This is a genomic window from Lactobacillus sp. XV31L, from assembly GCF_059900865.1.
Genome location: NZ_JBWXGC010000010.1, coordinates 39,945 through 62,493 on the forward strand (window position 1 = coordinate 39,945; position 22,549 = coordinate 62,493).

At 42.7% G+C, this 22,549-nt stretch carries 25 protein-coding genes; 18 read left to right on the plus strand and 7 right to left on the minus strand.

Going from position 1 to position 22,549, the window contains the following annotated elements:
• Positions 1–8 precede the first annotated feature (8 nt).
• From AC2JF7_RS07465 to trxA, 8 genes are all read left to right on the plus strand, one after another.
• Positions 9–1,670, plus strand: a complete 1,662-nt coding sequence (locus AC2JF7_RS07465) for an ATP-binding cassette domain-containing protein (protein WP_500728059.1) — start codon at positions 9–11, stop codon at positions 1,668–1,670.
• Between the two features lie 136 nt (positions 1,671–1,806).
• Positions 1,807–2,244 (plus strand): GNAT family N-acetyltransferase, encoded by a 438-nt coding sequence (locus tag AC2JF7_RS07470; RefSeq protein ID WP_500728060.1) that lies wholly within the window; start codon positions 1,807–1,809, stop codon positions 2,242–2,244.
• Between the two features lie 296 nt (positions 2,245–2,540).
• On the plus strand, positions 2,541–5,180 hold the full coding sequence (gene alaS, locus AC2JF7_RS07475; RefSeq protein WP_500728061.1) for an alanine--tRNA ligase: 2,640 nt from the start codon (positions 2,541–2,543) through the stop codon (positions 5,178–5,180).
• A 52-nt stretch (positions 5,181–5,232) separates the two neighbouring features.
• The gene (locus AC2JF7_RS07480; protein ID WP_500728062.1) at positions 5,233–5,490 is read left to right on the plus strand and encodes an IreB family regulatory phosphoprotein; all 258 of its coding nucleotides are present in this window, start codon (positions 5,233–5,235) and stop codon (positions 5,488–5,490) included.
• On the plus strand, positions 5,490–5,918 hold the full coding sequence (ruvX, locus tag AC2JF7_RS07485) for a Holliday junction resolvase RuvX (protein WP_500728063.1): 429 nt from the start codon (positions 5,490–5,492) through the stop codon (positions 5,916–5,918). The genes AC2JF7_RS07480 and ruvX overlap by 1 nt, the downstream gene beginning before the upstream one ends.
• Position 5,919: 1 nt before the next feature.
• On the plus strand, positions 5,920–6,225 hold the full coding sequence (locus AC2JF7_RS07490; protein ID WP_500728064.1) for a DUF1292 domain-containing protein: 306 nt from the start codon (positions 5,920–5,922) through the stop codon (positions 6,223–6,225).
• Between the two features lie 53 nt (positions 6,226–6,278).
• Positions 6,279–8,633: an endonuclease MutS2 gene (locus AC2JF7_RS07495; protein ID WP_500728065.1), complete on the plus strand. Its 2,355-nt coding sequence runs from the start codon at positions 6,279–6,281 to the stop codon at positions 8,631–8,633.
• An 82-nt stretch (positions 8,634–8,715) separates the two neighbouring features.
• Complete coding sequence (gene trxA, locus AC2JF7_RS07500) at positions 8,716–9,027, plus strand: thioredoxin (RefSeq protein ID WP_500728066.1); 312 nt, start codon at positions 8,716–8,718, stop codon at positions 9,025–9,027.
• Positions 9,028–9,062: 35 nt separating this feature from the next.
• Here the strand turns inward: trxA and mscL are convergent, their stop codons facing one another.
• Complete coding sequence (gene mscL / locus AC2JF7_RS07505; RefSeq protein ID WP_500728067.1) at positions 9,063–9,434, minus strand: large-conductance mechanosensitive channel protein MscL; 372 nt, start codon at positions 9,432–9,434, stop codon at positions 9,063–9,065.
• Positions 9,435–9,506: 72 nt separating this feature from the next.
• Positions 9,507–9,914, minus strand: coding sequence for a YslB family protein (locus tag AC2JF7_RS07510; RefSeq protein WP_500728068.1), 408 nt, complete (start codon positions 9,912–9,914; stop codon positions 9,507–9,509).
• Positions 9,915–9,993: 79 nt separating this feature from the next.
• Between AC2JF7_RS07510 and murI the strand changes: the two genes are divergently transcribed.
• Positions 9,994–10,782, plus strand: coding sequence for a glutamate racemase (gene murI / locus AC2JF7_RS07515; protein WP_500728069.1), 789 nt, complete (start codon positions 9,994–9,996; stop codon positions 10,780–10,782).
• 12 nt (positions 10,783–10,794) lie between these two features.
• Complete coding sequence (locus AC2JF7_RS07520; RefSeq protein ID WP_500728070.1) at positions 10,795–11,415, plus strand: XTP/dITP diphosphatase; 621 nt, start codon at positions 10,795–10,797, stop codon at positions 11,413–11,415.
• Positions 11,416–11,445: 30 nt separating this feature from the next.
• Here the strand turns inward: AC2JF7_RS07520 and AC2JF7_RS07525 are convergent, their stop codons facing one another.
• Positions 11,446–12,261 carry a mechanosensitive ion channel family protein gene (locus AC2JF7_RS07525; protein ID WP_500728071.1) on the minus strand — a complete coding sequence of 272 codons (816 nt, stop codon included), beginning with the start codon at positions 12,259–12,261 and terminating at the stop codon, positions 11,446–11,448.
• A gap of 110 nt (positions 12,262–12,371) precedes the next feature.
• Between AC2JF7_RS07525 and AC2JF7_RS07530 the strand changes: the two genes are divergently transcribed.
• Both AC2JF7_RS07530 and AC2JF7_RS07535 read left to right on the plus strand, forming a co-directional pair.
• Positions 12,372–12,797, plus strand: coding sequence for a DUF948 domain-containing protein (locus AC2JF7_RS07530; protein ID WP_500728072.1), 426 nt, complete (start codon positions 12,372–12,374; stop codon positions 12,795–12,797).
• A gap of 17 nt (positions 12,798–12,814) precedes the next feature.
• Positions 12,815–13,213, plus strand: coding sequence for a DUF1269 domain-containing family protein (locus AC2JF7_RS07535; protein WP_500728073.1), 399 nt, complete (start codon positions 12,815–12,817; stop codon positions 13,211–13,213).
• Positions 13,214–13,286: 73 nt separating this feature from the next.
• Here AC2JF7_RS07535 and AC2JF7_RS07540 read toward each other — a convergent pair whose 3' ends face one another.
• A complete protein-coding gene (locus tag AC2JF7_RS07540) occupies positions 13,287–14,393 on the minus strand; it encodes an aminopeptidase P family protein (protein ID WP_500728074.1) in 1,107 nt (368 codons plus the stop codon).
• Positions 14,394–14,540: 147 nt separating this feature from the next.
• Between AC2JF7_RS07540 and AC2JF7_RS07545 the strand changes: the two genes are divergently transcribed.
• Positions 14,541–15,545: a substrate-binding domain-containing protein gene (locus AC2JF7_RS07545; RefSeq protein ID WP_500728075.1), complete on the plus strand. Its 1,005-nt coding sequence runs from the start codon at positions 14,541–14,543 to the stop codon at positions 15,543–15,545.
• Positions 15,546–15,576: 31 nt separating this feature from the next.
• On the opposite strand, the gene AC2JF7_RS07550 is transcribed toward AC2JF7_RS07545, so the two are convergent.
• Positions 15,577–16,962 carry a glycerophosphodiester phosphodiesterase gene (locus AC2JF7_RS07550; RefSeq protein ID WP_500728076.1) on the minus strand — a complete coding sequence of 462 codons (1,386 nt, stop codon included), beginning with the start codon at positions 16,960–16,962 and terminating at the stop codon, positions 15,577–15,579.
• 84 nt (positions 16,963–17,046) lie between these two features.
• On the opposite strand from AC2JF7_RS07550, the gene AC2JF7_RS07555 reads away from it, so the two are divergent.
• From AC2JF7_RS07555 to AC2JF7_RS07575, 5 genes are read left to right on the plus strand one after another with little or no spacing between them, the layout of a single operon-like run.
• A complete protein-coding gene (locus AC2JF7_RS07555) occupies positions 17,047–17,379 on the plus strand; it encodes a hypothetical protein (protein WP_500728077.1) in 333 nt (110 codons plus the stop codon).
• Between the two features lie 11 nt (positions 17,380–17,390).
• Positions 17,391–18,761: a bifunctional metallophosphatase/5'-nucleotidase gene (locus AC2JF7_RS07560; protein WP_500728078.1), complete on the plus strand. Its 1,371-nt coding sequence runs from the start codon at positions 17,391–17,393 to the stop codon at positions 18,759–18,761.
• Between the two features lie 5 nt (positions 18,762–18,766).
• Complete coding sequence (locus AC2JF7_RS07565) at positions 18,767–19,333, plus strand: YutD family protein (protein ID WP_500728079.1); 567 nt, start codon at positions 18,767–18,769, stop codon at positions 19,331–19,333.
• Positions 19,334–20,107 carry a TIGR01457 family HAD-type hydrolase gene (locus tag AC2JF7_RS07570; protein WP_500728080.1) on the plus strand — a complete coding sequence of 258 codons (774 nt, stop codon included), beginning with the start codon at positions 19,334–19,336 and terminating at the stop codon, positions 20,105–20,107.
• Complete coding sequence (locus AC2JF7_RS07575; RefSeq protein WP_500728081.1) at positions 20,104–20,715, plus strand: TIGR01906 family membrane protein; 612 nt, start codon at positions 20,104–20,106, stop codon at positions 20,713–20,715. Before AC2JF7_RS07570 ends, AC2JF7_RS07575 begins: the two co-directional genes overlap by 4 nt.
• Positions 20,716–20,726: 11 nt before the next feature.
• Here the strand turns inward: AC2JF7_RS07575 and AC2JF7_RS07580 are convergent, their stop codons facing one another.
• Together AC2JF7_RS07580 and AC2JF7_RS07585 are read right to left on the minus strand one after the other, a co-directional pair.
• Positions 20,727–21,377, minus strand: a complete 651-nt coding sequence (locus AC2JF7_RS07580) for a VTT domain-containing protein (protein WP_500728082.1) — start codon at positions 21,375–21,377, stop codon at positions 20,727–20,729.
• Between the two features lie 9 nt (positions 21,378–21,386).
• Positions 21,387–22,277, minus strand: coding sequence for an NAD(P)/FAD-dependent oxidoreductase (locus AC2JF7_RS07585; RefSeq protein WP_500728083.1), 891 nt, complete (start codon positions 22,275–22,277; stop codon positions 21,387–21,389).
• Positions 22,278–22,549: the final 272 nt, after the last annotated feature.

Sequence of the window (22,549 nt, forward strand, 5' to 3'; positions counted from 1 at the left end):
GGAAATTTATGAAAATCAAAGATTTGGGGCATGTAAATCCGCTAAGTTTTATCAGTACCATAATAGTTAGACTGCTAGTCCCTGCTTTAGCCTTGTTAGACGCGCAGGTTGGAATATACCAGGTCAATGCTATTCAACAGGTTAATTTGCCCAAGTTTTTAAAGCTAACGGCTCTATCTTTTGTCTTGCTAGTGGTCAGTTACTTGGTAGAATATCTATTTGACTATATCTTAGCGAAGCAAAAAGAGCGCTATAAAATGGTTTTGAGGGCCAAAATAGTTGACCACCTCTGTTACACCAATCAGGAATATTCGATTGCCCAAGTACAGAACTTTTTGACAAACGACTTGGTCCAGGGTGAAGAGAACTATCTTGATGCTTTTTTCGATTTTGTTGGGGGCTTGGGCTACGTTGTTTCTGCTTTAGTTTTGCTGTTTACCATCCATTGGACCATGCTAGTTGTTATTTCTTTGATGGTAATCATATCATTGCTTTTGCCCAAGCTAATAGAAAAACCGCTGCAAAGAGCGATGATGGGCATTTCTGACAGCAACAAAAAATATCTTGATACAATAAGAAAATGGCTGACGGGAATAGATGAGCTACAACGATATTTTTCTGGCAGTCACCTTTTTGCAGTATTAAGCAAATCTTCGCAAAAATTAGAACAGGCTAATGTTAAGGAGGTTCAGGTCAATCAATGTCTCAGCTTTGTTAATGAAGTTATTGCACAACTTATGATGCTATTGCTATATGCTGTAACAGGCTATCTGATTGTATCTAAGCAAATAGCTTTTGGCGTGATTTCAATCGTTCGTGACCTTAAATATTATTTAAGCAGCGGTATTGAGGCGATTACCGCGGCCCGTGGGGCCATGGTTGGAGCCACCAGTCTTAATAGGCAGATTGAAAATTTGTGCTTGCCAATTGGTAGGCATGAAGAATCCGGTGCAGATTTAGGGGAAGTAGATGAAATTGCCACGGCTGGTTTGCAAATGGCTTTCCCGAATGGTGAGAGCATGCAGATGCCCGATATTAAAGTTAAACCTGGCCAAAAAATATTATTAACGGGTGAGTCGGGCGTAGGCAAATCAACCCTGCTTAAAATCCTGGCCGGTGAACTCACGCCCAGTTCTGGTCGCGTGATATATCGCGGGCGACAAGGCAGTCTAACGCATCCTGATTTAAGTACAATCGGATACTTGCCTCAAGACGCGATTCTGTTTCCCGCCAGCATAGTTGACAACATAACCATGTTTGACGAGCGCTTGGCCCCACTGGTGCCAGGATTGGTTGAAGACATGCAGCTGCAGCAAGACATTGAAGAGCAAAAGTTAAGTTTGCAAACAAAACTTGATTTAAATAAGACGAATATTTCTGGTGGACAAAGGCAAAAAATAGTTTTGGCACGTGCGCTAATTCATCAGAATAGAGTAATTTTGATTGATGAGGGAACCAGTGCGATTGACGCACAGGCAACTATAAAAATCTTACATAAAATTATGATGACAGACACCAGTGTGGTCTTCATTGCACATAATTTAAATCAAGAAATGAAACAACTCTTTGATTGCGAATTCCATTTACTAAAAAATAATAGTAAAAATTTAAGTCTGACCGTGAAATCATTGACTCGTGAAAACGATGGCTTTTCACCTCAAAGCAGTTAACAAACTTGTGTTTTGTATTTAAGGCATGGGCAAACTTTTAGGCGAGCCCGTGCTTCAACCATGTAATTTGGGGCTAAGGCCCCGCGTTGGCAATGGACATCATTGAAAGTGGTTAACGCAAAGGAGAACGAACATAATGATTAGAAAATGCAAGACGACTGACGCTGGCGTCATTCAGCGCCTCAACCAAAAAGAGCTGGGCTACGATTATTCTCCGGCCAAGACCGCTGAGAATTTAGCCAGATTGCTGAAGGATGAAGCACACCACACAATCCTGGTTTATGTGGATGATGCTGCAGGCAAGGTGGCCGGGTACGTGCACGCTGCGCTGTACGAGGAGACGTATTTTGCCCCGATGATTAACATCATGGCCCTGGCAGTCGACAGTGCCTATCAAAAGCGTGGCATCGGTTCTAAATTGATGCTTGAAGTGGAGCGCTTGGCCCGGGCGGCGGGGATTAGCGCAATCAGGCTCAATTCGGGCGAAAGGCGTACTGGAGCACACTGGTTTTACGAGCACTTGGGCTATGTCAGCAGCAAGAAGCAAAAAAGATTTGGCAAGGAATTGATTTAGCAATCAAAATTGTGGTCTAAGGCCCCGCGGCACCCGTTATAGCAACTTAATTATTGACAAAGCTGGTGCAAGTAGTAAAATTACTCTTGACTTAAGACATGTTTTTTAAGCAGATAGTTCACAGAAAGAGCCAGGCGTTGAGAAGGCTTATTGTCACTTAAAAAATGCTCCTTAGGGTTAAGATTAAGATAATTAAGAGGTAACAAACACTGTTGCAATTGAGGTGGTACCGCGTTTCGAAGCGTCCTTAAGTAAAGCAATGGTGTTTTTTATTTTGATCAAAAGGAGAAATAGTGATGAAGAAACTGACGAGTTCAGAATTTAGACAAATGTTTTTGGACTTCTTCAAAGAACACGACCACATGGTCCTGCCGAGCCAGTCCCTGATTCCGCAGGATGATCCGACGCTGCTCTGGATCAACTCGGGCGTGGCGACGATGAAGAAGTACTTTGACGGATCTGTTGTGCCCCAAAATCACCGCATTGCCAGTTCGCAGAAGTCAATCCGAACTAATGATATTGAAAATGTTGGCAAGACTGCTCGTCACCAGACCTTTTTTGAAATGTTGGGCAATTTTTCTGTTGGCGACTACTTTAAAAAAGAAGCTATTGCATGGGCGTGGGAATTTTTAACTAGTCCCAAATGGCTTGACCTAGACCAAGAAAAACTCTATTGTACGGTCTATCCTAAGGATACCGAAGCACAGAAAATCTGGCTTGAAGTGGGCATGCCTGAAGACCACATCGTTAAATTAGAAGAAAACTTCTGGGATATTGGTGAGGGTCCATGTGGTCCCGATTCTGAAATTTTTTATGATCGCGGCCAAGAAAATAACGACGTAGCAGAGGATGACCCGGAAAACTTCCCTGGTGGTGAAAATGCCCGTTACCTAGAAATTTGGAACATTGTCTTTTCCCAATATAACCACTTGGCAAATGGCAAGTATGTTGACCAGCCCCACAAAAACATTGATACGGGAATGGGTCTTGAGCGCGTTTTGTCGATTCTGCAGGATGCACCGACCAATTTTGAAACCGACCTCTTCTTGCCAATTATCCATGCCACCGAAAAGATGACTAAAAACAAGACCTATGGCACAGATGCGGCTGCTACAACAGCCTTCAAAATTATTGCTGATCATGTGCGGACAGTCAGCTTTGCAATTGCGGATGGCGCACTGCCATCTAACACAGGTCGTGGGTACGTGCTGCGCCGTCTGATTCGCCGAGCCGACTTAAACGGTCAACGCCTAGGTATCAAGGGCTCTTTCCTCTATCAGTTAGTGCCAGTGGTGGGTGAAATTATGGCCAGTCACTACCCAGAAGTAACCAAGCAGAAGGACTTTATTGCCAAGGTTATAAAAAATGAGGAGGAGCGCTTCCAAGAGACACTTGATTCGGGATTGACTCTACTAGATGACTTGATTAGTGCTGCTCAAGAATCAAGCAGCAAGACCATTGCAGGCAAGGATGCTTTCAAACTCTTTGATACATATGGTTTTCCATATGAATTGACCTTTGAAACAGCCCAGGATGCTGGCCTAAAGGTTGATCAAGAGGGCTTTAAAGCTGAAATGAAGGCCCAAAAAGAGCGTGCTCGAAACGCCCGGGGCAACCTGCAGTCAATGGGTGCCCAAGACGAAACATTGATGAGCATAAAGGACAAGTCGGAATTTGAATACGGGGTATACGAAGAAAAGCACGCCCAATTGGTTGACATTATTGTAGATGACAAACTGGTTGACCGTGCTGACGGTGACCAAGCTACTTTGATCTTTGACAAGACGCCATTTTATGCTGAACGTGGTGGCCAGGTGGCTGATCAGGGCAACATCTATAATCAAGAGGGTGACTTGGTTGCTCAGGTTGTGGACGTCCAACACGCGCCTAACGACCAGAATATGCACTTTGTAGACGTGGTTTTACCACTCCAAAAGGGTGAGGAATACACACTCAAAATCGATCGGTCACGCCGAGAAGGCAACCGTCACTCTCATACAGCCACGCACTTGCTGCATGCAGCCTTGCGGTCAGTTTTGGGTGAGCATACGCATCAAGCCGGCAGTTTGGTTGAACCTGATTATTTGCGCTTTGACTTTACTGCAATAGAGCCACTGACTGCTAAGGAAATTAAGTCAGTTGAGCAACTAGTTAACCAAAAAATTTGGGCTGCAATTGACGTTGAAACGACCATCACTGATCCTGAAAGCGGGAAAAAGATGGGCGGATTAGCCTTGTTTGATGGCAAATATGGCGATAAGGTCCGTGTGGTCCAGATGGGCGACTTTTCAAGCGAGTTTTGTGGTGGTACCCACTGCAGCAATACCAACCAAGTAGGTATTTTTAAGATTATTTCCGAGTCCGCTATTGGTGCAGGCCTGAGAAGAATTGAAGCAGTTGTTTCGAAGAGAGCATATGAGTATTTGGCAGATCGGTCTGAATTGCTAGATCAGATTCAGGCTGAAGTCAAGTCAACCAAGCCTGAAGATATTACCGTAAAAGTAGAAAGTTTGGAGCAAGACTTGCATGCCAGCCAAAAACAAGTTGAAGATTTGAACCGCAAGATTAATCAAATCAAGGCGGGCTCAATTTTTGCTAATGTGCAGCAAGCTGGTAACTTGTCGATTATTGCCCAAAAAGTTGATGTTAATGGGATGAATGATTTGCGTGAACTGGCAGATACCTGGAAGGGTTCAGCCAAGTCGGATGTTTTGGCTTTAGCTGCTGCAAATGACGGCAAGGCCAATATGATTATCAGCTTGAATGATAAGGCCTTGGCTACAGGTCTAAAGGCTGGTGACCTGATTAAGCAGGTTGCGCCGCTCTTTGGCGGTGGCGGCGGCGGTCGCCCCAACCTGGCACAAGCCGGTGGAAAGAATCCTGCAGGTCTTGACCAAGCTATTGCAGCCGTTGTTGCAGCTGTTACCAAGAATTAATTAATTGAGTTTGTGCTGTTTTTCAAGTAGAATTGTGCTAGGAGGAATAATTATGAGTTCGCTAGATAAGACAATGCATTTTGAATTTAATGAGAATAAAAACAAGAACGTTTATGATACTCTTCAAGATGTTTACAATGCCCTTGAAGAAAAGGGCTATAACCCAGTCAATCAGATTGTCGGCTATTTACTGTCTGGCGATCCAGCATATATTCCGCGGCATAATGATGCCCGCAACTTGATCTTAAAGCATGAGCGTGACGAGATTATTGAGGAACTGGTAAAAAGCTACCTCGGTAAAGATAAATAATGCGGCTAATAGGTTTAGATGTTGGATCAAAAACAGTAGGCGTTGCGATCAGTGATGAATTAGGCATAACTGCGCAGAAGCTGGAGACAATCTCAATTGACGAGGAAAGCTACAATTTTGGCATGCGTCCTCTTAAAAAGATTGTCCGCAAATATCATCCCGATGGTTTTGTTCTGGGCTTACCCAAAAATATGGATGGCACTTCTGGAAAGTCAGTGGCGCGTAGCAAGGCATACGGCGACCGACTAATAGCCAAGTTTGACTTGCCTGTTTATTACTCGGATGAGCGCCTTACCACGGTTGAATCACGTCGCATTTTAGTTGAAGAGGCTGGGATGCATAATCGGCACCAGCGTAAGGAAGTTATTGACCAAATGGCTGCTGTTTTGATTTTGCAGAATTATTTGGACCTAAACCGAAAGGATTAACATGACACAAGAAGTACAAGGCGATGCCCGCCAAATTACCCTGGTAGATGAAAAGGGTAATGAAGAATTATATGAAATTTTATTTACTTTCCATTCTGATGATTATGACAAGTCATATATCTTGCTTTATCCAGCTGCAGTCGGTGACGATGAAGAAGTTGAGGTTCTTGCATTTAGCTATGATACCGATGCTGCTGGCGATGTGACCAGTAGCGATTTGCATGAAATTGAAGCAGATGAAGAATGGAACATGGTTCAAGGCGTACTGAACACGTTTTTGGACGATGACCGGTTGAGTGGTGAATAAGAAGAGAGACTGGCTGAGCCAGCCTTTTTTATTAAAAGAGAAAAATTGTAAGAATGAATGATAAGATACTGACAACTTTAGAATTTGCCAAAATAAGAGAAGAATTGCAGCAACTAGCAGTAACTTTACCGGCTAAAAGAAAAGCAGCGGCTCTTACGCCAAGCAGCAACTTTGAACGAGTAGAGTTGGCCCTGAAGCAAACACTGACTGGCAGCAATCTATTGCGGATAAAAGGGCAACTTCCCTTAGTTAATTTTTTAGACGTGGCCCCCAGCACCAAGCGACTGCGGATCAAGGCTAACCTGAATGCTCAAGAATTGGGCAACATATTGCTAATCTTGACACTGGCTAGTGATGTCAACAACTATTTAGACGATGTCGATGAAAACGACATCGACTTGTCAGCAATTAAAGATATTTTGACTGACTTAGCAGTTCCAGGTCCACTTTTTAGCGAGCTCAAAAAGTCATTGGACTTTGATGGCGAAATATTGGATACTGCTTCAAGCGCTTTGACACGCTTACGCCGTGAGTTGAAAAGCAATGATGAAGAGGTTAAGCGTCGTATGGACGACTACCTCAAGGGTGGCAGCAGCAAGTACCTTTCAGAGCAGATAATTACTGTTCGTGATGAGCGCTATGTTATTCCAGTAAAGCATGAGTACCGCAACAAGTTTGGCGGGGTAGTGCATGACCAAAGTGCCAGTGGACAGACGCTTTTCATTGAGCCTAGTGCTGTACTTAACCTGAATAACCGCCAGCAAAATTTACTTGCTGAAGAAAGGCGAGAGATTCACCAGATTTTGCGGCACCTGTCTGATACAGCGCGAGTAGAAGTAGATACTCTTGATGCAATTGCTTCTGCCTTGAGTGCGCTTGATTTTGTCCAAGCCAAGGCCAAACTTGCACGCCAAATGCAGGCTACAGAACCCAAACTAACAAGGGATTGTTCTTTGGCATTCATCAAGGCTCGTCATCCTCTGATCGATGTTAAGGAGGTTGTAGCTAACGATATTCGGCTGGGCGAAGACTTTGACACAATATTGATCACGGGACCAAACACTGGAGGAAAGACAATCACGCTAAAGACAGTAGGCTTGCTTCAATTAATGGCGCAGTCTGGTCTCTTTATTCCAGCAGCAGAGGGCAGCAGAGCCGCTGTTTTTGAGGATATCAGTGCTGATGTGGGTGATGAACAGTCAATCGAACAGTCCCTCAGTACTTTTTCTTCGCATATCAACAGCATTATCAAGATGATAAAACGGGTTAATGACAAGACCCTGGTTTTAATCGATGAAATCGGTGCTGGAACAGATCCAGAAGAAGGAGCCAGTTTAGCCATTAGCATCTTGGATTTTTTGCGTCGTCAAAAAGCCAAGATCATCGTGACTACACACTACCCGGAATTAAAGCTGTATGGCTACAACCGCCCCCGAACGACTAATGCTTCAATGGAATTTGATGTGGCCACTTTATCCCCTACCTACCGCTTGCAGATGGGTATTCCTGGTCACAGCAATGCCTTTGCCATTGCTCGTCGCTTGGGAATGCGGGAAGATGTGGTCAAAAATGCTCAAAACTTAATGTCAAATGAGAATGTTGATATTAACCAGATGATTGAAGAACTGACTAAACAAACAAAGGCAGCAATGGATGCTCGTATCCATCTGCAAACCAGTTTAGATCGTGGTCGAAAGCTGGAAGAGAAACTGCAGCAAGCGCTTGATTGGTACAACCAACGCGTACAAAAGCAGCTTGAGTTTGCCCAGGAAAGGGCTAATGAAGTAGTAGCCAAGAGCCGCAAAAAAGCAGAAAAGATTATTGACCAGCTTGAGCAACAAAAGGGCAATGTTAAGCAAAATGAGCTTATTGCAGCCAAGGGTGAGCTGAATCAGCTGGAACGGCAAAATGCTAGTTTAGCTCACAATAAAGTTTTGCAACGTGAAAAAAAGCGGCACCATGTTCAGGTGGGTGACCGGGTTAAGGTGCTGTCATACGGGCAAGTAGGAACAATTACGAAGAAATTGGCAGACCACCAGTATGAAATTCAATTAGGCATCATGAAGGTTAAAGTTAGCGATCGTGATGTCGAAAAAATCGGTGCAACGAAAGATGCAAAGCCGCAAGCAAATGTGCGTGCAGTCAGTGCTAGCAGACGTAGTAGTGCCAAAAGCGAGCTGGACTTGCGCGGGCAGCGCTATGATGAGGCAATGACCAACCTCGACCGCTATATTGATTCTGTCTTGTTGGCTGGGCTTGATGTGGTGACTATTATTCATGGCATCGGTACCGGTGCGATTAGAAAGGGCGTCTGGCAGTATTTGCGCTCCAGCAGCCACGTTAAGAGCTACAATTATGCACCAGCAAATGAGGGCGGAAATGGCGCAACAATTGTCCATTTAAAGTAGGAACAATCTACTTGTAAAAAGTAAGCTTGCTTGCTATAATTAAGCCAATCATAAGAAATAGATTTAATTGGGAGGTATATTCATGGTTGAGGAACTTACGGATCAGAACTTTGCGGAACAAACCAAAGATGGCGTTGTTTTAACTGACTTTTGGGCAACCTGGTGTGGACCGTGCAAGATGCAATCACCTGTTGTCGATGAGCTTGCCGAAGAACGCCAAGACGTCAAATTTACTAAAATGGATGTTGACCAGAACAAGGAAATTCCTAGTTCACTAGGCGTGATGGCAATACCAACGTTATTGATCAAGAAAAATGGTGAAGTTGTTGACCGTATTACCGGTTACACGCCTAAGGCTAAGCTTGACCAGATTTTAAACCAATACACTGATTAACCAAAAAAGACTTCCTCTTGTGGAAGTCTTTTTTATTATTCTTTTGCCTTTAATAAGTCGCGAATTTCTTTTAGGTAATCTTCGCTCGTTGGCCCAGGTGCTTGTTCTTTTTTCTCATTGCTCTTTGTAACCTTGTTGACCGCTTTGACAAGCAAGAAAACGATGAAAGCAATAATCAAGAAGTTGATCACCGTATTAATAAATTCACCGTACTGGAAAGTAGTGCCACCAACTTTAAGTACAAGGTTGGACAAGTTAATGCGACCAACAAACAAGCCAATTAGTGGGTTGATTAGGTTTGTAACCAATGAATTGACAATATTGGTAAAAGCCCCACCAATGATGACACCAACAGCCAAGTCTATTACATTGCCCCGTTCGATAAATTGTTTGAATTCCTTAAGCATTTATTCTCCTCCATTCACTCCTTAATCATATTGCAAAAGTAGTGAAGAATTCAATTGATATACTCAACAAGTTTAATCAAATTTAGCCGTCAACTGGACGGTTTTCTTTTTGTCGTTGATACTTAATTCGCATTCAGTTGTGCGACTAGTTTCCTTTTGGATTGCGGCAGCGATAATACCCGCTTCAAGAGTAAATTCACGATTGCCGCTGCTGAGACGGTCAGCCACGTTTTGCCCGCTTAATTCAAAAACAAGTTCGCTGCGGCGCTTTTTGTTTTCAGTTAAGGTTCCAAATTCAGCTGTCGCAAAAAAACTGGCTGTATCTTCGAATGAGGATAATTCATATTTCTGGGCGATTCTTTTTCCGCCCCAGTAGAGAATTTCCTCAGTATCCTTACCCAAAATTGTGGGCAAAAGGAAGTCACGGTATAGCTGGTTAATAAAATATACATGTTCACTTTCTTGATTATTGTCTTGCATAAAGAATTCATCCCTTTTATTTTCCCTTATTTTACATTAAAATTGGTAGAAATAGAAAGCTTTTAGGGGGATTGGTATTATGGATATGAAGCCGATAGGTCTTTTGGATTCCGGTGTTGGCGGGTTGACAGTAGTTAAAAGGGTTATTGCAAAGATGCCGCACGAGTCAACTATTTTTATTGGAGATAACGCCCATATTCCTTATGGTGATAAGTCCAAAGAGAAAATCATTGCCTTGACCCAACAAAGTGTTGACTTTTTACTGAGTAAGAACGTTAAATTGATAATTTTTGCCTGCAACACGGCAACGGCTGTGGCAATGGATATCATTCAAAAGCAGGTAGCCCCCCAAATTATTGGCGTAATTCAATCAGGAGCCCTGGCTGCAACGCGCACAAGCAAGAGCAAGAAGATTGCAGTTGTAGCAACGCAAATGACCACGGCCCTGCATGCTTATCAAAAAGAAATTGCCCTGCGTGATCCCCAAATTTCCGTGACTGAACTAGCTGCCCCTGAACTTGTTCCCTTGATTGAGGCCAACGCTGGTCATAATGCTTATGTGTCAGCCCTTAAAGAGGTACTGCTTCCCCTTCAAGGCCAGGACTTTGACACATTGATTCTGGGATGCACGCACTATCCAATTATTAGTGAAGAATTTACCCAATGTGTCAAAGCAGGTACCCATATTGTCGATCCGGCCGACCAAGTGGCCCAGTATACCTTTAATGTGATGAAACGTGACCACTTATTTACTAGCAGCAAGTCGGCTGGAAAACATGAATACTATACTACGGGAGACGTCAAGCTGGTAGATGAGTTAGGCCGCGTGGTGCTAGCAGATCCTACTTTTAAGGCTACACACTTATAGAAGGAGCAACAAATGGTCAGAAAAATTTTATTTGCGACAACAAATCAAGGCAAGGTGCGAGAATTAAGCCAGGCTTTTAAAAAAGCAAATGTAGCTGTTCAAGTTATCAGCAACCAGGACCTGGTTAATCCGCCCATCGTTGAGGAATATGGACGCACCTTTGAACAAAATGCCAAGTTAAAAGCCCATGCACTCTGTGATTTTAGCCAGTTGCTGACAATTGCAGACGATTCTGGGCTAATGGTCGATGCGCTTGATGGAGCACCTGGGGTCCATTCTGCTCGTTATGCTGGCGAAGAACATAATGATCAAAAAAACAATGCTAAGTTATTGGCTGCGCTTGGCGGTATTCCACCCGAAAAGCGGACGGCAAGTTTTACCACCACGATTGTGGCTTCGATGCCTGGTGCGTATGAAAATGATTTAGTGGTTTCAGGCCAATGCAAGGGCCGGATTTTGACCGTACCCCGAGGGGAAGATGGTTTTGGCTATGACCCATTATTCTATATAGATGAAAAGGGCAAGACCTTTGCCCAGATGTCTCTGGCAGAGAAAAACAGTCTGTCACATCGAGGTCAAGCAGTTGCCAAACTGCTTGCAGTCTTTCCCAAGTGGCTTGCTCAATTTGAATAAAGTAAAAAACTGCTTTATTTGATTTTTGCTTTATTGTGCCAATGCGATGCCATTATCTTGGAGCACTTTAAGGTATTGGGTTAGATATTGGTCCTGAACATTTTGTTCATAGCCCGGTTGTACTTGAAAGTGGACGGCATAAGTGACAGTCTGGGCCGTTTGCATTGTTATGCCAACTATCTGTGGTGCTTGGACGAGCCAGCTATTCTTATTGGCCAGTTCTTGGTTGACTTGTGCAACTAACTGCTGCACTTTGGTGAAGTCGTTATCGACCTTAAGCTGGATATTAACATCTACGCCAATTCCGATGTGGGCCAGGTTTTGCACAATTGAAATATTGCGATTGGGAATATAAATAATTGAGCCATCTGCAGCCTTGAGGCGGGTAGTCCTAAGTCCGAGCTGAATGACGGTGCCCAGTTGCCCGTTAAGCTGGACAATGTCGCCAACATCGAACTGGTCTTCACTTAGGATGAAGAAACCATTTACTAGGTCGCTGACAAAGCCCTGGGCTCCCATCCCTACAGCCAGAGAAAAGATTCCTGCACTGGCTAAAAGCGTGCCAATTGGAACGCCCAGAATCGATAAGACAGCAAACAAGTAAAAGAAAATCACGGTGTACTCAAAAATACTATTAACAAGTGAAGTAATAGTTTGAGTACGTTTGTTTTGGGGACGCCTGCTCCGCTTTACATAATGTTCGATGATTTTCTTACCAAAGTGGTCAATCAGATAAAAAACAATAGTAGAAATCAGAAGCTGCCACAAGGTAGAAAGAACTTGTTCGCTTAAGCGATCCCAGTTAAATTTTAAGACATTTTGGTTAATTTGAAATATTTTATTCATGACTTTCCCCTTTCTGCATATATATTAACTATATCAAATTATCACATATAGATTGAGATTAAAGTGTTTTCATGCTAGACTTTTTCTAGGTAAAGAATTGGAGGTAGAAGATGAAATTTACTTATGGTGCACTGGCAGGGTTAATTGCTGCGATTGCATTATTAATTTTAGTACTATTCACAATTCCTGTGCTCATTCGTGTTGCAAAGGCGACTAAAGAAGCAGACAAAACCATTGAAATTGCTAATGAATCAATTCAACAAGTTGCAAAAGATGTTGATGAATTGCTCCACCAAAGCAGTGAGCTGCTTGATAAGACTAATGTCTTAGTAGCTGATGTTAATGTCAAGATGAAGACCATTGACCCACTTGTGCAGGCAGCTGCGGATTTAGGTGAAAGCGTATCAGACGTTAATGCTTCCTCGCGCAAGATGGCAAAGCGCGTCAGCAATTTCCACTTGAACCGCGGTAGTCTTGTGTCATCAGCTTTAGCAACAATGTTTGCAAGACGCAGGCGCCGTAAAGGTGAAGATTAAATAAAAGGAGTTTCTTGATGAAAAAGATTACAGGATTTATATTAGGTACAATTGTTGGTAGCGCAGCTGGTTTTCTTGCTGGTTCATTATTGGTCAGCGATAACCAAGTTGATGAATTGAAGAAAAAGGTTAAGAACAATGAAACAGTTCAAGATCTAAAGAAAAAATATGACAATGGAACGGAAATAGTTAAAAACCAACTTGCTTCTTTCCCTAAGAGTGTCGAAGATGATTCTGAATTAAAGGATTTTGATGATATTGTCATCGATAATTCAAAAGATGATGATTTGCTTTCAAAAGATCATGCTGAAAGTTCTGTTGACGACTTACATCATGCAGAGGCTCCACACGCCCCTAATGATGGAGAATCCCACCCTCCTACAAACGCGCCGGAAGGTCCACTTTCAAGACCATAAAGCTTAACTATAAAATGCACTGGTATTCATACCAGTGCATTTTTTAGTTTAAGAAATTAAAAATAGGTCAATATTAATCTTTCAACGGTAAAACCTTAAGTTTCTTGTCTGTGTGGGTGAAGGGTTGGTAGCCGTCTTTAGTGACGACACCGCAGTCTTCAATTCTAACGCCAGCAACACCTGGGATATAAATACCAGGTTCAATTGAAAAGCACATGCCTTCTTCAATGATTAAGTCATTGCCCTGAACAATCGATGGATATTCATGCACTTCCTTGCCGATACCATGGCCTAGGCGATGGATAAAGTATTCCCCGAAGCCAGCCTTGCTGATGACGTCACGGGCAATGCTGTCTAGTTCAGAAGCAGTCATACCAGGCTTAACAGCGTCGATGGCGGCTTGTTGAGCTTCGCGGTCAATTTCATAAATTTCGCGCTGCTTGGCAGTTGGTTCACCGTAGGCAACTGTTCTGCTTGAATCTGATGCGTAACCATTGTGCATGGTTCCCAGGTCAAACAGTACAAGTTCATTGGGCTGCACCTTGTTCATTGTTGGGCCGAGGTGGGGGTTGGCCGCATTAGCGCCTGCCTGTACAATTGTTTCAAAACTGACATGCATTACGCCCTTTTGGACCTTCAATTGGTATTCTATCTGACCTGCAATGTAGCGTTCAGTTACGCCAGTTTTAATAGCATCAAAGCCGATTTGAAAAGCAAAGTCAGCTTCGCGACCGGCTGCCTGCAATTCTTTGATTTCAGCTGGAGTCTTATAGAGGCGAATCTTGGCAATAAAACTGGAAACATCACCAGCGAAGTCAGCATCGGGAAATTGCTGGTGGATAAGTTGGTAATGAGCTACAGACAAGTTGTTTTTTTCCAAAGCCCACTTCTTGTAGTCGTGTGTGCGGTTCTTGACCTTGTCTGCAATAATTGACCAGGGATCTTCTGAATCCAAATAGCCAAAAACATCACCATTCCAGGCAGAATTCTTGGCCTCTTCGACATTAAGTGCAGGGACGAAGACAAACGGTTCTTGCTCTTTGAAGACTAAAAGGCAGAAGATGCGCTCATGCGGCTCCATTTCATAGCCGGTAAAGTAGGCAATCGTTGTTGGATCAGAAATGTAGGCTAGGTCGTTGCCCGAACTTTGTAGCCATTCTTGTAATTTGGTTAAATTCATTTGCTGTTTCCTTTCAAAAATCTTTAATTAATGCCAGTATATCATGTTCTTGACTTGAAAAAATGAAAGAATACCTGTAACCGTTTGCAATTTTTCAAAAATCGTGCTAAATTGTATACTAGTATTTTTTAGATAGGGGAAACAAAAATGCGAAAACAAGATATTACGATTTATGATGTGGCTCGTGAGGCCAAGGTGTCGATGGCCACAGTTTCACGAGTTGTTAACGGCAATACCAATGTGCGTAAGGACACGCGTGAACGGGTAATGAAGGTAATAAACCGGCTACATTACCAGCCCAACGCAGTAGCCCAGGGACTAGCTTCAAAGAGAACAACGACAGTGGGGCTGATTGTGCCAGACTTGACCAACCTGTACTTTGCTGAATTGTCCAAGGGAATCGATGATATTGCTTTACTATACAAGTACAATATCATCATTACTACCATTGAAAACCGCTTGATGCGAGAAGATCAGGCGATCCAAGGATTGCTCAACAAACAAGTTGACGGCATGATTTACATGTCTGACAGTTTGCCAGAAGAAGCTGTTCAAGCCTTTAACCGGACCGATACTCCAGTTGTTTTGGCTGGAACAAAGGATAGTCACAAGGAATTCCCGTCTGTTGCAATTGATTACAAGAAGGCAGACACAGAAGCACTTAACCTGCTTTATAATGATGGCAAGAAAAATCTTGCCTTAGTTGTGGGTGATCCTAACACAGTAGTCAATGTTGAAGAAAGGATTCCAGCCTACAACAAGTTTATGCAAGAGCATAATCTTGGCCAAGGTCATGTGTATGCTAATATCAAAGATCATTCTGACGGATACAACCTCTATACTCAATTACAACAAGATAAGATTGATGGTGTCGTTGTTACTCGTGATATTACGGCTGTAGGTATCCTTAATTCGGCCCTTGATGCAGGTAATAAGGTACCAGAAGACATCGAGATCATTACGGCCAGTTCAACTCAAATTGCATCGATTGTGCGGCCAGCTTTGACGGCAATTCGCCAGCCTTTATATGATATTGGAGCAGTGGCAATGAGGATGCTGACAAAGCTGATGATGAACAATGAAGAAGTTGTTGAAAAGCAGATAGAGCTTCCATATGAGCTACTGAAGAAGCAGAGTACGACTAACAACTAAAATTTTGCTGACAATAAAAGCGATTCACTAATTAGTGAATCGCTTTTTTGGTAATTATCTGGTTTATCCCTACTAGTTGTTGGGGAATCGTCTTGATGCGGGGTGCCTGCAAAGGTTGGTAGGGTGTCAATGCCAGGTTGGTATAGCGGCTCATGCGGGGCAGAAGGCAATAATTTTGCCAGCTTGCCTGGTCAAAGAAACCGTAGAATAAGATGTCACGTGCTTTGACCCAGCCAAGAGAAGTATATAGCCACATGCTTTTAGGGCTGCCGTTAAAGTTGCGAATTTTGAATAGCGTGTTGGCTGGCAATTTTTTCTTGGTTTTGTCCTGGTTATCAGGAGAGCTATATATGGGAACCTCTTTTTGCGGTTTACTCAAGATCTGCTTATCATGATAGGGAGCAATATCTTCTGGCTTTAAATCAAGAGTAACGAATTCTGCAGAAATGAAGGTTTGGTTAGCAATTTGGTAGTAAAGCCCCTTCTGTGTTCGCACCCCATACATAACATTTAGCTTCTGTCCCGGATGCACGTACTTTTTTTGCTTGACCTGCACATAGGGATTCATCACGGTTGCAGCCCTTCTTTTGCCAAAGTAGAGACCGCTGCGGTGGATGTCGTACTTTTTAGTACCCTCCTTGGCTAGTTTGTACTTAAATCCAGTACTTGGAAAGTTGGTAACAACCCCATCAATATTCTTGTTGATCAGCCAATGCCATAAAGTAGGGGATTCGTCCATTTCAGTCCAGACAAAGACTTGTTTATTTAGTATATGCAACCAATGGATTAGCCATGAATGATTTAAAATAAGATCTGAAGAAACATTGACTGCATTAACTTGGGGCAAGTTGCTGAAGTTCATGCGCTTGAGACTGCCAACAATTAGAATTAAGTATGCATCTGGCATTATTTTTCGGAAATGAAATAGACTGGCTGCTGAAAAAGAATGGATCATGATCTGCTTTTCCATGTGGTACTTGCTAACAGTGTTTGCAATTTTGTCTTCAAGCTCATAAGACGAATCTAGTGAGTGATCAATCTTGGTTTCTAAGATGAACTTAGTTTGGGGACGGTTTTGGTAGTGCTTGAAGAGCTGGTCCAAACTCAGCACATGTTCACTATTATCGTATGTTAGCTGACTAAGTGCTTGCCAGTTATTTTGTGATACAATTGCATGTGTATGGGCAACCCGAAACAGATCGTCATCATGTGAAACAACTAAAACCCCATCTGCAGAGAGGTGCAGGTCGAGTTCAACGTAATCAGCACCAGACCTAAAGGCAGAATCATCGCTTTGAATTGTTTCTTCAGGATACTTGCTGGGATCACCGCGGTGACCAACGACAGTAAATCCACTTGATGTTAAAAAGATTATGCTAAGAAAAAGAGCCGCAAATAGCTGCCTGCGAAGTTTCATGTGTACACCTCTATCGTTATTACAATAGCATGGTTGCACATTTTTTGCTACATGGTAGAGTTTAAATTTATGTAGGGATGAATAATGAACCAACAGTATGAAGAATTAGATTTGATTGAAGAAATTACCCGTAATGACGATAGCAAGTACTTTGAAATTGCCAATATTGACCAAAATGGGATTGCTGAACTTGCGGTTGATCGCGGCTTAATCAAGAGCGTTCGCATTTTGCAGCTGAACATTCCCCGCACCAAGGCCTTGATTACATATGAAGAATATATTAATAAAAATTATCAGTTAGAAACTCTAACCAATGAGGATGATTGGAAAAATCCAACTTGGGTCGAGTGGGAAAAGCCCAAGGGCAAAGTTTTGGATGCTTACAACGCAATTTTGAAGTCCAACCAAATTGGCTAGAAAGAATAAAGATGGAGAAAATCCGTATTTTACATACCAATGATTTACATTCACATTTCGAACATTTTCCTAAAATTGGACGATATTTACGTGCCGCCCAGCAAGACCGGTCGGTTGACCAAGTACTGACTTTTGATGCTGGTGACTTTATGGACCGTTCCCACCCATTGACTGATGCCACATTTGGCCAGGCCAATATTAAATTGATGAATTCCTTTCACTATGATGCGATTACGATTGGCAATAACGAGGGAATTTCTAATTCTCATGAAGTGGTTGAGCACCTTTTTGATCATGCCAAATTTCCCGTGATTTTGGCCAATTTGCGTGAAGAAGACGAAACAATGCCGCACTGGGCAGTTGACCATAAGATCATATCAACTAAGAAGGGAACGCGCATTGCTATTGTTGGGCTCACTGCAGCCTACCCCTTATCTTATGAACCGAATCACTGGCACGTCAAGATGTTGAAAGAAACAATGGATAAGCTTTTGCCTAAATTAGCAGGGCAATATGATGTCTTGATCTTGCTGACACACGTCGGATTAAATATGGATTGTTTTTTGGCACGCAAATACCCCCAGATTGACTTGATCATCGGCGGGCACACGCATGACTTGCTAAAGCATGGTAAAGAGGTCAACGGTGTCTGGATCACGCAAACTGGCAAGTGGGGCAACTATGTGGGCAATATTTACATGGAAATTGGTGATGACCACCAGGTTCACGAGATCAGCCCCCAAGTTGCACCTACTAATTTGATGAAGGAGCAGGCCGCAGACCAAGATACTATTCAAGATTATTTTGCTTGTGGCAAGAAAATCTTGATGCACGAGCGGGTAGCGGACTTGCCTGAAAAGTTTGAAGACGACCGGGATGCAGCACTTAAGGTTTCACTGGATGCAATTGCAAATTTTGCTGGTACGGATCTGGCAATGCTCAGTACGGGACTGTTTTTGACCCCGTTTAAAAAAGGGATTTTAACCAAGTATGACTTGCAGAGAGCATTGCCGCATTCGATGCATGTTGTTCGCTCAACCCTCAAAGGCACTGACTTATGGCGGCTTGTGATGGAAATTGAAAAAAATCGTCACTACCTAGACCATTTTCACCTGCAGGGGATGAGTTTTCGGGGCAAGATTTTTGGTCAAATGTACTACCGGGGAATTAAAGTTGATCCTATTAGTCGGCTTGTCTTTGTCAATGGTAAAGAAATTGACCCCCAAAAAGTGTACCAAATCGCTGTGTTAGACCATTATGTCCTTGTGCCGTTTTTCCCGACTTTGGCAATTGTGGGTGACAATGAATTTTTGTTCCCACAATTTTTACGTGAAGTGGTTGGTGCTTATTTAGCCCAAAAATATCCGGATAGCAGGAGGTGAAGCAAATGACGCAAAGAAGCCAAAAAAATGATGCTCCTAAAGCAAACAAGGAAAGCAAGTTTGACCAAAAACAGCCACTGCGCCATCCCCAAGCAGTCGTGACCATAGAAGGTGACCGTCTGCAGATTAATAAGCAAGTCTACCAGGTATTAGTGAATAAGGAAGAAGCGCTGGATCTGGAAGCCTTACGGCAAAAATATGACCCTTATCTCAATCAATATGATTTTATTGTCGGCGATATTTCAAGCACGCATTTACGTTTAAAGGGGTTTTACCGCGATAACGTGCAGACTGCAATTGACCGCAAGAAACAGACTATTGCTGACTATATAATGGAATATTGTAATCCTGGCAGTCCATACTTTGTCTTGGAATTGTTAAGCCCCGTCCACCATTTTCGACCTGGCAGGCGCAAAAAGTATGGTCATAACCATTGCAAGCGGTCTACTGTTGCTTTTAAACGCTACCGGGTCCGCCAGACACACTTTAAAAAGCACGAAACAGTTGCTGAGCAAAAAGGAACGGGCAACCACCATTCCTTTGTTATTAAGAAAAGAAAGGGCACTGATTAAGTGAAAGATTATCGTTTGTTTCTTGTTGACCTTGACGGAACTATCTATCGGGGACACGAAACAATTGCAGCTGGTGTCCGCTTTATTCACCGACTTGAAGAGGCGGCTAAGGACTATATTTTCTTAACTAACAATACGACTAGAACTCCGCAAATGGTTGTGGATAAGTTGGCCCATCACGGCGTTATAACCGATACGGACCACATATATACTCCCAGTATGGCTACCGTCAGCTATATAGCTGACCACAACCTTAACCAATCTAAAGTAGGTATTTATGTAATTGGCCAAATTGGTCTATGGCAAGAATTGTTCCAGCACCAAGAATTCGAATTGAATGAAAAGAATCCAGACTACGTTGTTGTTGGTATGGACACAGACTTGACCTATCACAAAATTCAGGTGGCAGTTGCAGCAATTAGGCAGGGGGCAAAGTTTATTGGGACTAATGCTGACCTCAACTTGCCAAGTGAACAAGGCTTAATGCCTGGGAATGGTTCACAGTGTGCAATGATTGCGGCTTCCAGTGGTCAAGAGCCGCTATTTATTGGCAAGCCATCGCCGATTATTATTGACAAGGTTTTGGCCAAAATGAATTGTGCTAGAAAAGATGCCCTTCTCGTTGGCGACAATTATGACACCGATATCAAGGCAGGCTTTAATAGTCAAGTTGACCAGTTGCTTGTAACGTCAGGCATTACACAGCCTGCTGACATTGTGGACAAAAAGCAGCCAACGTTGCTGGTTGATAGTTTGGATAAAATTAAATTATGAATAAAAAAAGCAACATCCTAGCCATTGTTTATCACTTTGTTTTTGCACTATCAAGTAGCGTTGTAGGTGCACTAGTAGCTAGCTGGCCGCTATTACTGGTGTTTGTAATCGTGCAGAAGTCAAACAAGACCGTCAACCTAACAATCCCACAAGTAATGCATAATTATGACCAGCTGCTTTGGTACTTAATTTGGCCATTTAAAAAGCATCTTAAGATGCAGCAACTGCCCACTTCGCAGCTGGCTGCTGCCCACTTTGCGGATGTTAAAAAACTATTTGTATTAGCAATAATTGCCTTTATTTGTTGCTTAGCGATTCTCCTTTGGTGTAAAAGCCAAAAAAAGAGTAGGGCCCTCAAGCTGAGCAAGATGTGGTCGCTACTCTTTTTATTGGTACCGGTGGTGGTTTTGCCCTTTGCATTGACTAATTTTGACCAGTTTTTTGTAAGCTTTCACCACTTATTTTTTGTTGGGAGCAATACCTGGCTATTTGATCCGGTGACTGATCCAATTATCAATGTACTGACTGAAGGATTTTTTGCGTCGTGTTTTGCGGTCGGTGGCATTATCTATGAATTGTATTTTGCGGGCAAACTGTTACAACGATAAAAAGGAGCTCCTTAGTGGAGCTCCTTTTTTTGCTTGTGGCGTTTTTTAAGCATGACGACAGCAATGGGTAAAATCGAAATAAGAATAATACCCAAAATTAGCATTGAAAAATGGTCTTTCACAAATGGAATATTGCCGAAAAAGGCACCAATAATTGTGAAAAGTCCACTCCAGACAATTCCGCCAACTATGTTGTATAGGGCAAACTTACCGTAGTGCATCTGGCTCCCCCCAGAGATGAAGGGGACAAAGGTCCGGATGAAGGGGATGAAACGACCAATGACGATCGTAATTGGTCCATGACGCTCAAAGAATTGTTCAGCGGCATGGCGCTTTTTTTGGTTGATCAATTTATTGAACCAAGAGTGTTTAATACCGGAATGAACCGAATAAGAGCCAATTTCGTAGTTGCAGGCATCGCCTAGGACAGCTGCTAGCAAAACAGCAGTGTAAACGAGCCAGATATTAAGGTGGTACTTGGGATTAACAGCCATTGAGCTGGCTGCGAAAATCAATGAGTCGCCAGGCAAAAAGGGAAAGATAACTAAACCAGTTTCGACAAAAATAATGCCAAAAATAATCAGGTAGGTCCACCCGCCAAATTGGTTGACAATCTCGATTAGGTGATGGTCAATGTGCAAGATAAAATTGATTATTGTCATAGAGCCTTCCTAAATGCTAGTTGAATGAATGGTAAGATTCTTTTCAGGGAAAAGAGTGCGCATAATTGAAGTAACTGCGATTTGAGCTTCACCAAAGCCAAGACCAATCACAGGTACACGGCCAGTATAGCCCACTGCGTCGCCAACAGCGTATATGCCATCGACGTTAGTTTTCATTTCAGGGGCGACATTAACTTGTCCGTTTGCAAGTTCAATTCCCCAATTTTGGACAAAACGATTGTTGGCCCGAAACCCGTAAGCAACGATAACTTGATCAATTTGTTGGTTGATAGTATCAGTTGAGCCTACTTGCTTAAGTTCAACATTGAGCTGATTATCGCTTATTGCCATTGATTTAGGAAGGTAGGGCGTAAGAACTTCAACGTTTTTTAAACTTTTGAGTTTGTAAGCACTTGTTTCTAGGCCCCTAAATTCATTTCGCCTGTGAATAACTTTAACCTGCGTATTGGGCTGGGCTGCAAGCTCAAGCGCCCAGTCAAGTGCAGAATCACCACCACCCAATACAGCAATTTTTTGGTTAGCATATTTGGCGGGCTCCTTAATTAGATAGTGCACGCGCTTTTCACATTCAGCATCTAGCTTGAGTGGAAGCTTTTTAGGTGTAAAAGAACCTGCACCAGTGGCAAGGATGACGCTTTTTACATGAAATTCATCATCAATCACAAAACCGTTGCTTTCTTTAACTACTGTTTTTACACGGTGGTTTAGTGCAAGAGTGCTTTTACCTGCAATACCTTCTTGCAACTGCGCAACTAATTCTTTGCCTGTAATTGCTGTAAAAGCTGGAATGTCATAAACTGTTTTAAATGGATATAGTGCTTTGGGTTGCCCACCAGCTTCCTTTAAGGAATCAAAAGTAATTGTCTTTAGTCCATGCAAGTGGGCAAAACTTGCACTGAAAAGACCAACTGGCCCAGCTCCAATAATTGCGACGTCAAAATTTTTGATTTTAAAAACTCCCTTCTAAACGTTGATGTAACAACTTTAGCATGAAAATAAAAGTTAGTCACTGTAATGATTTACAAAAAAAGACTTGCAAAAGGGCTAGATTCTTGCTAGTATTAATAACTGTCGTCAGGCACAGAGCAGTAAGAATTCAAGGGCCTGGCAGCAAAAATCTTAAGCAAAAGCGCTTGACAAAGAAGAGCAGC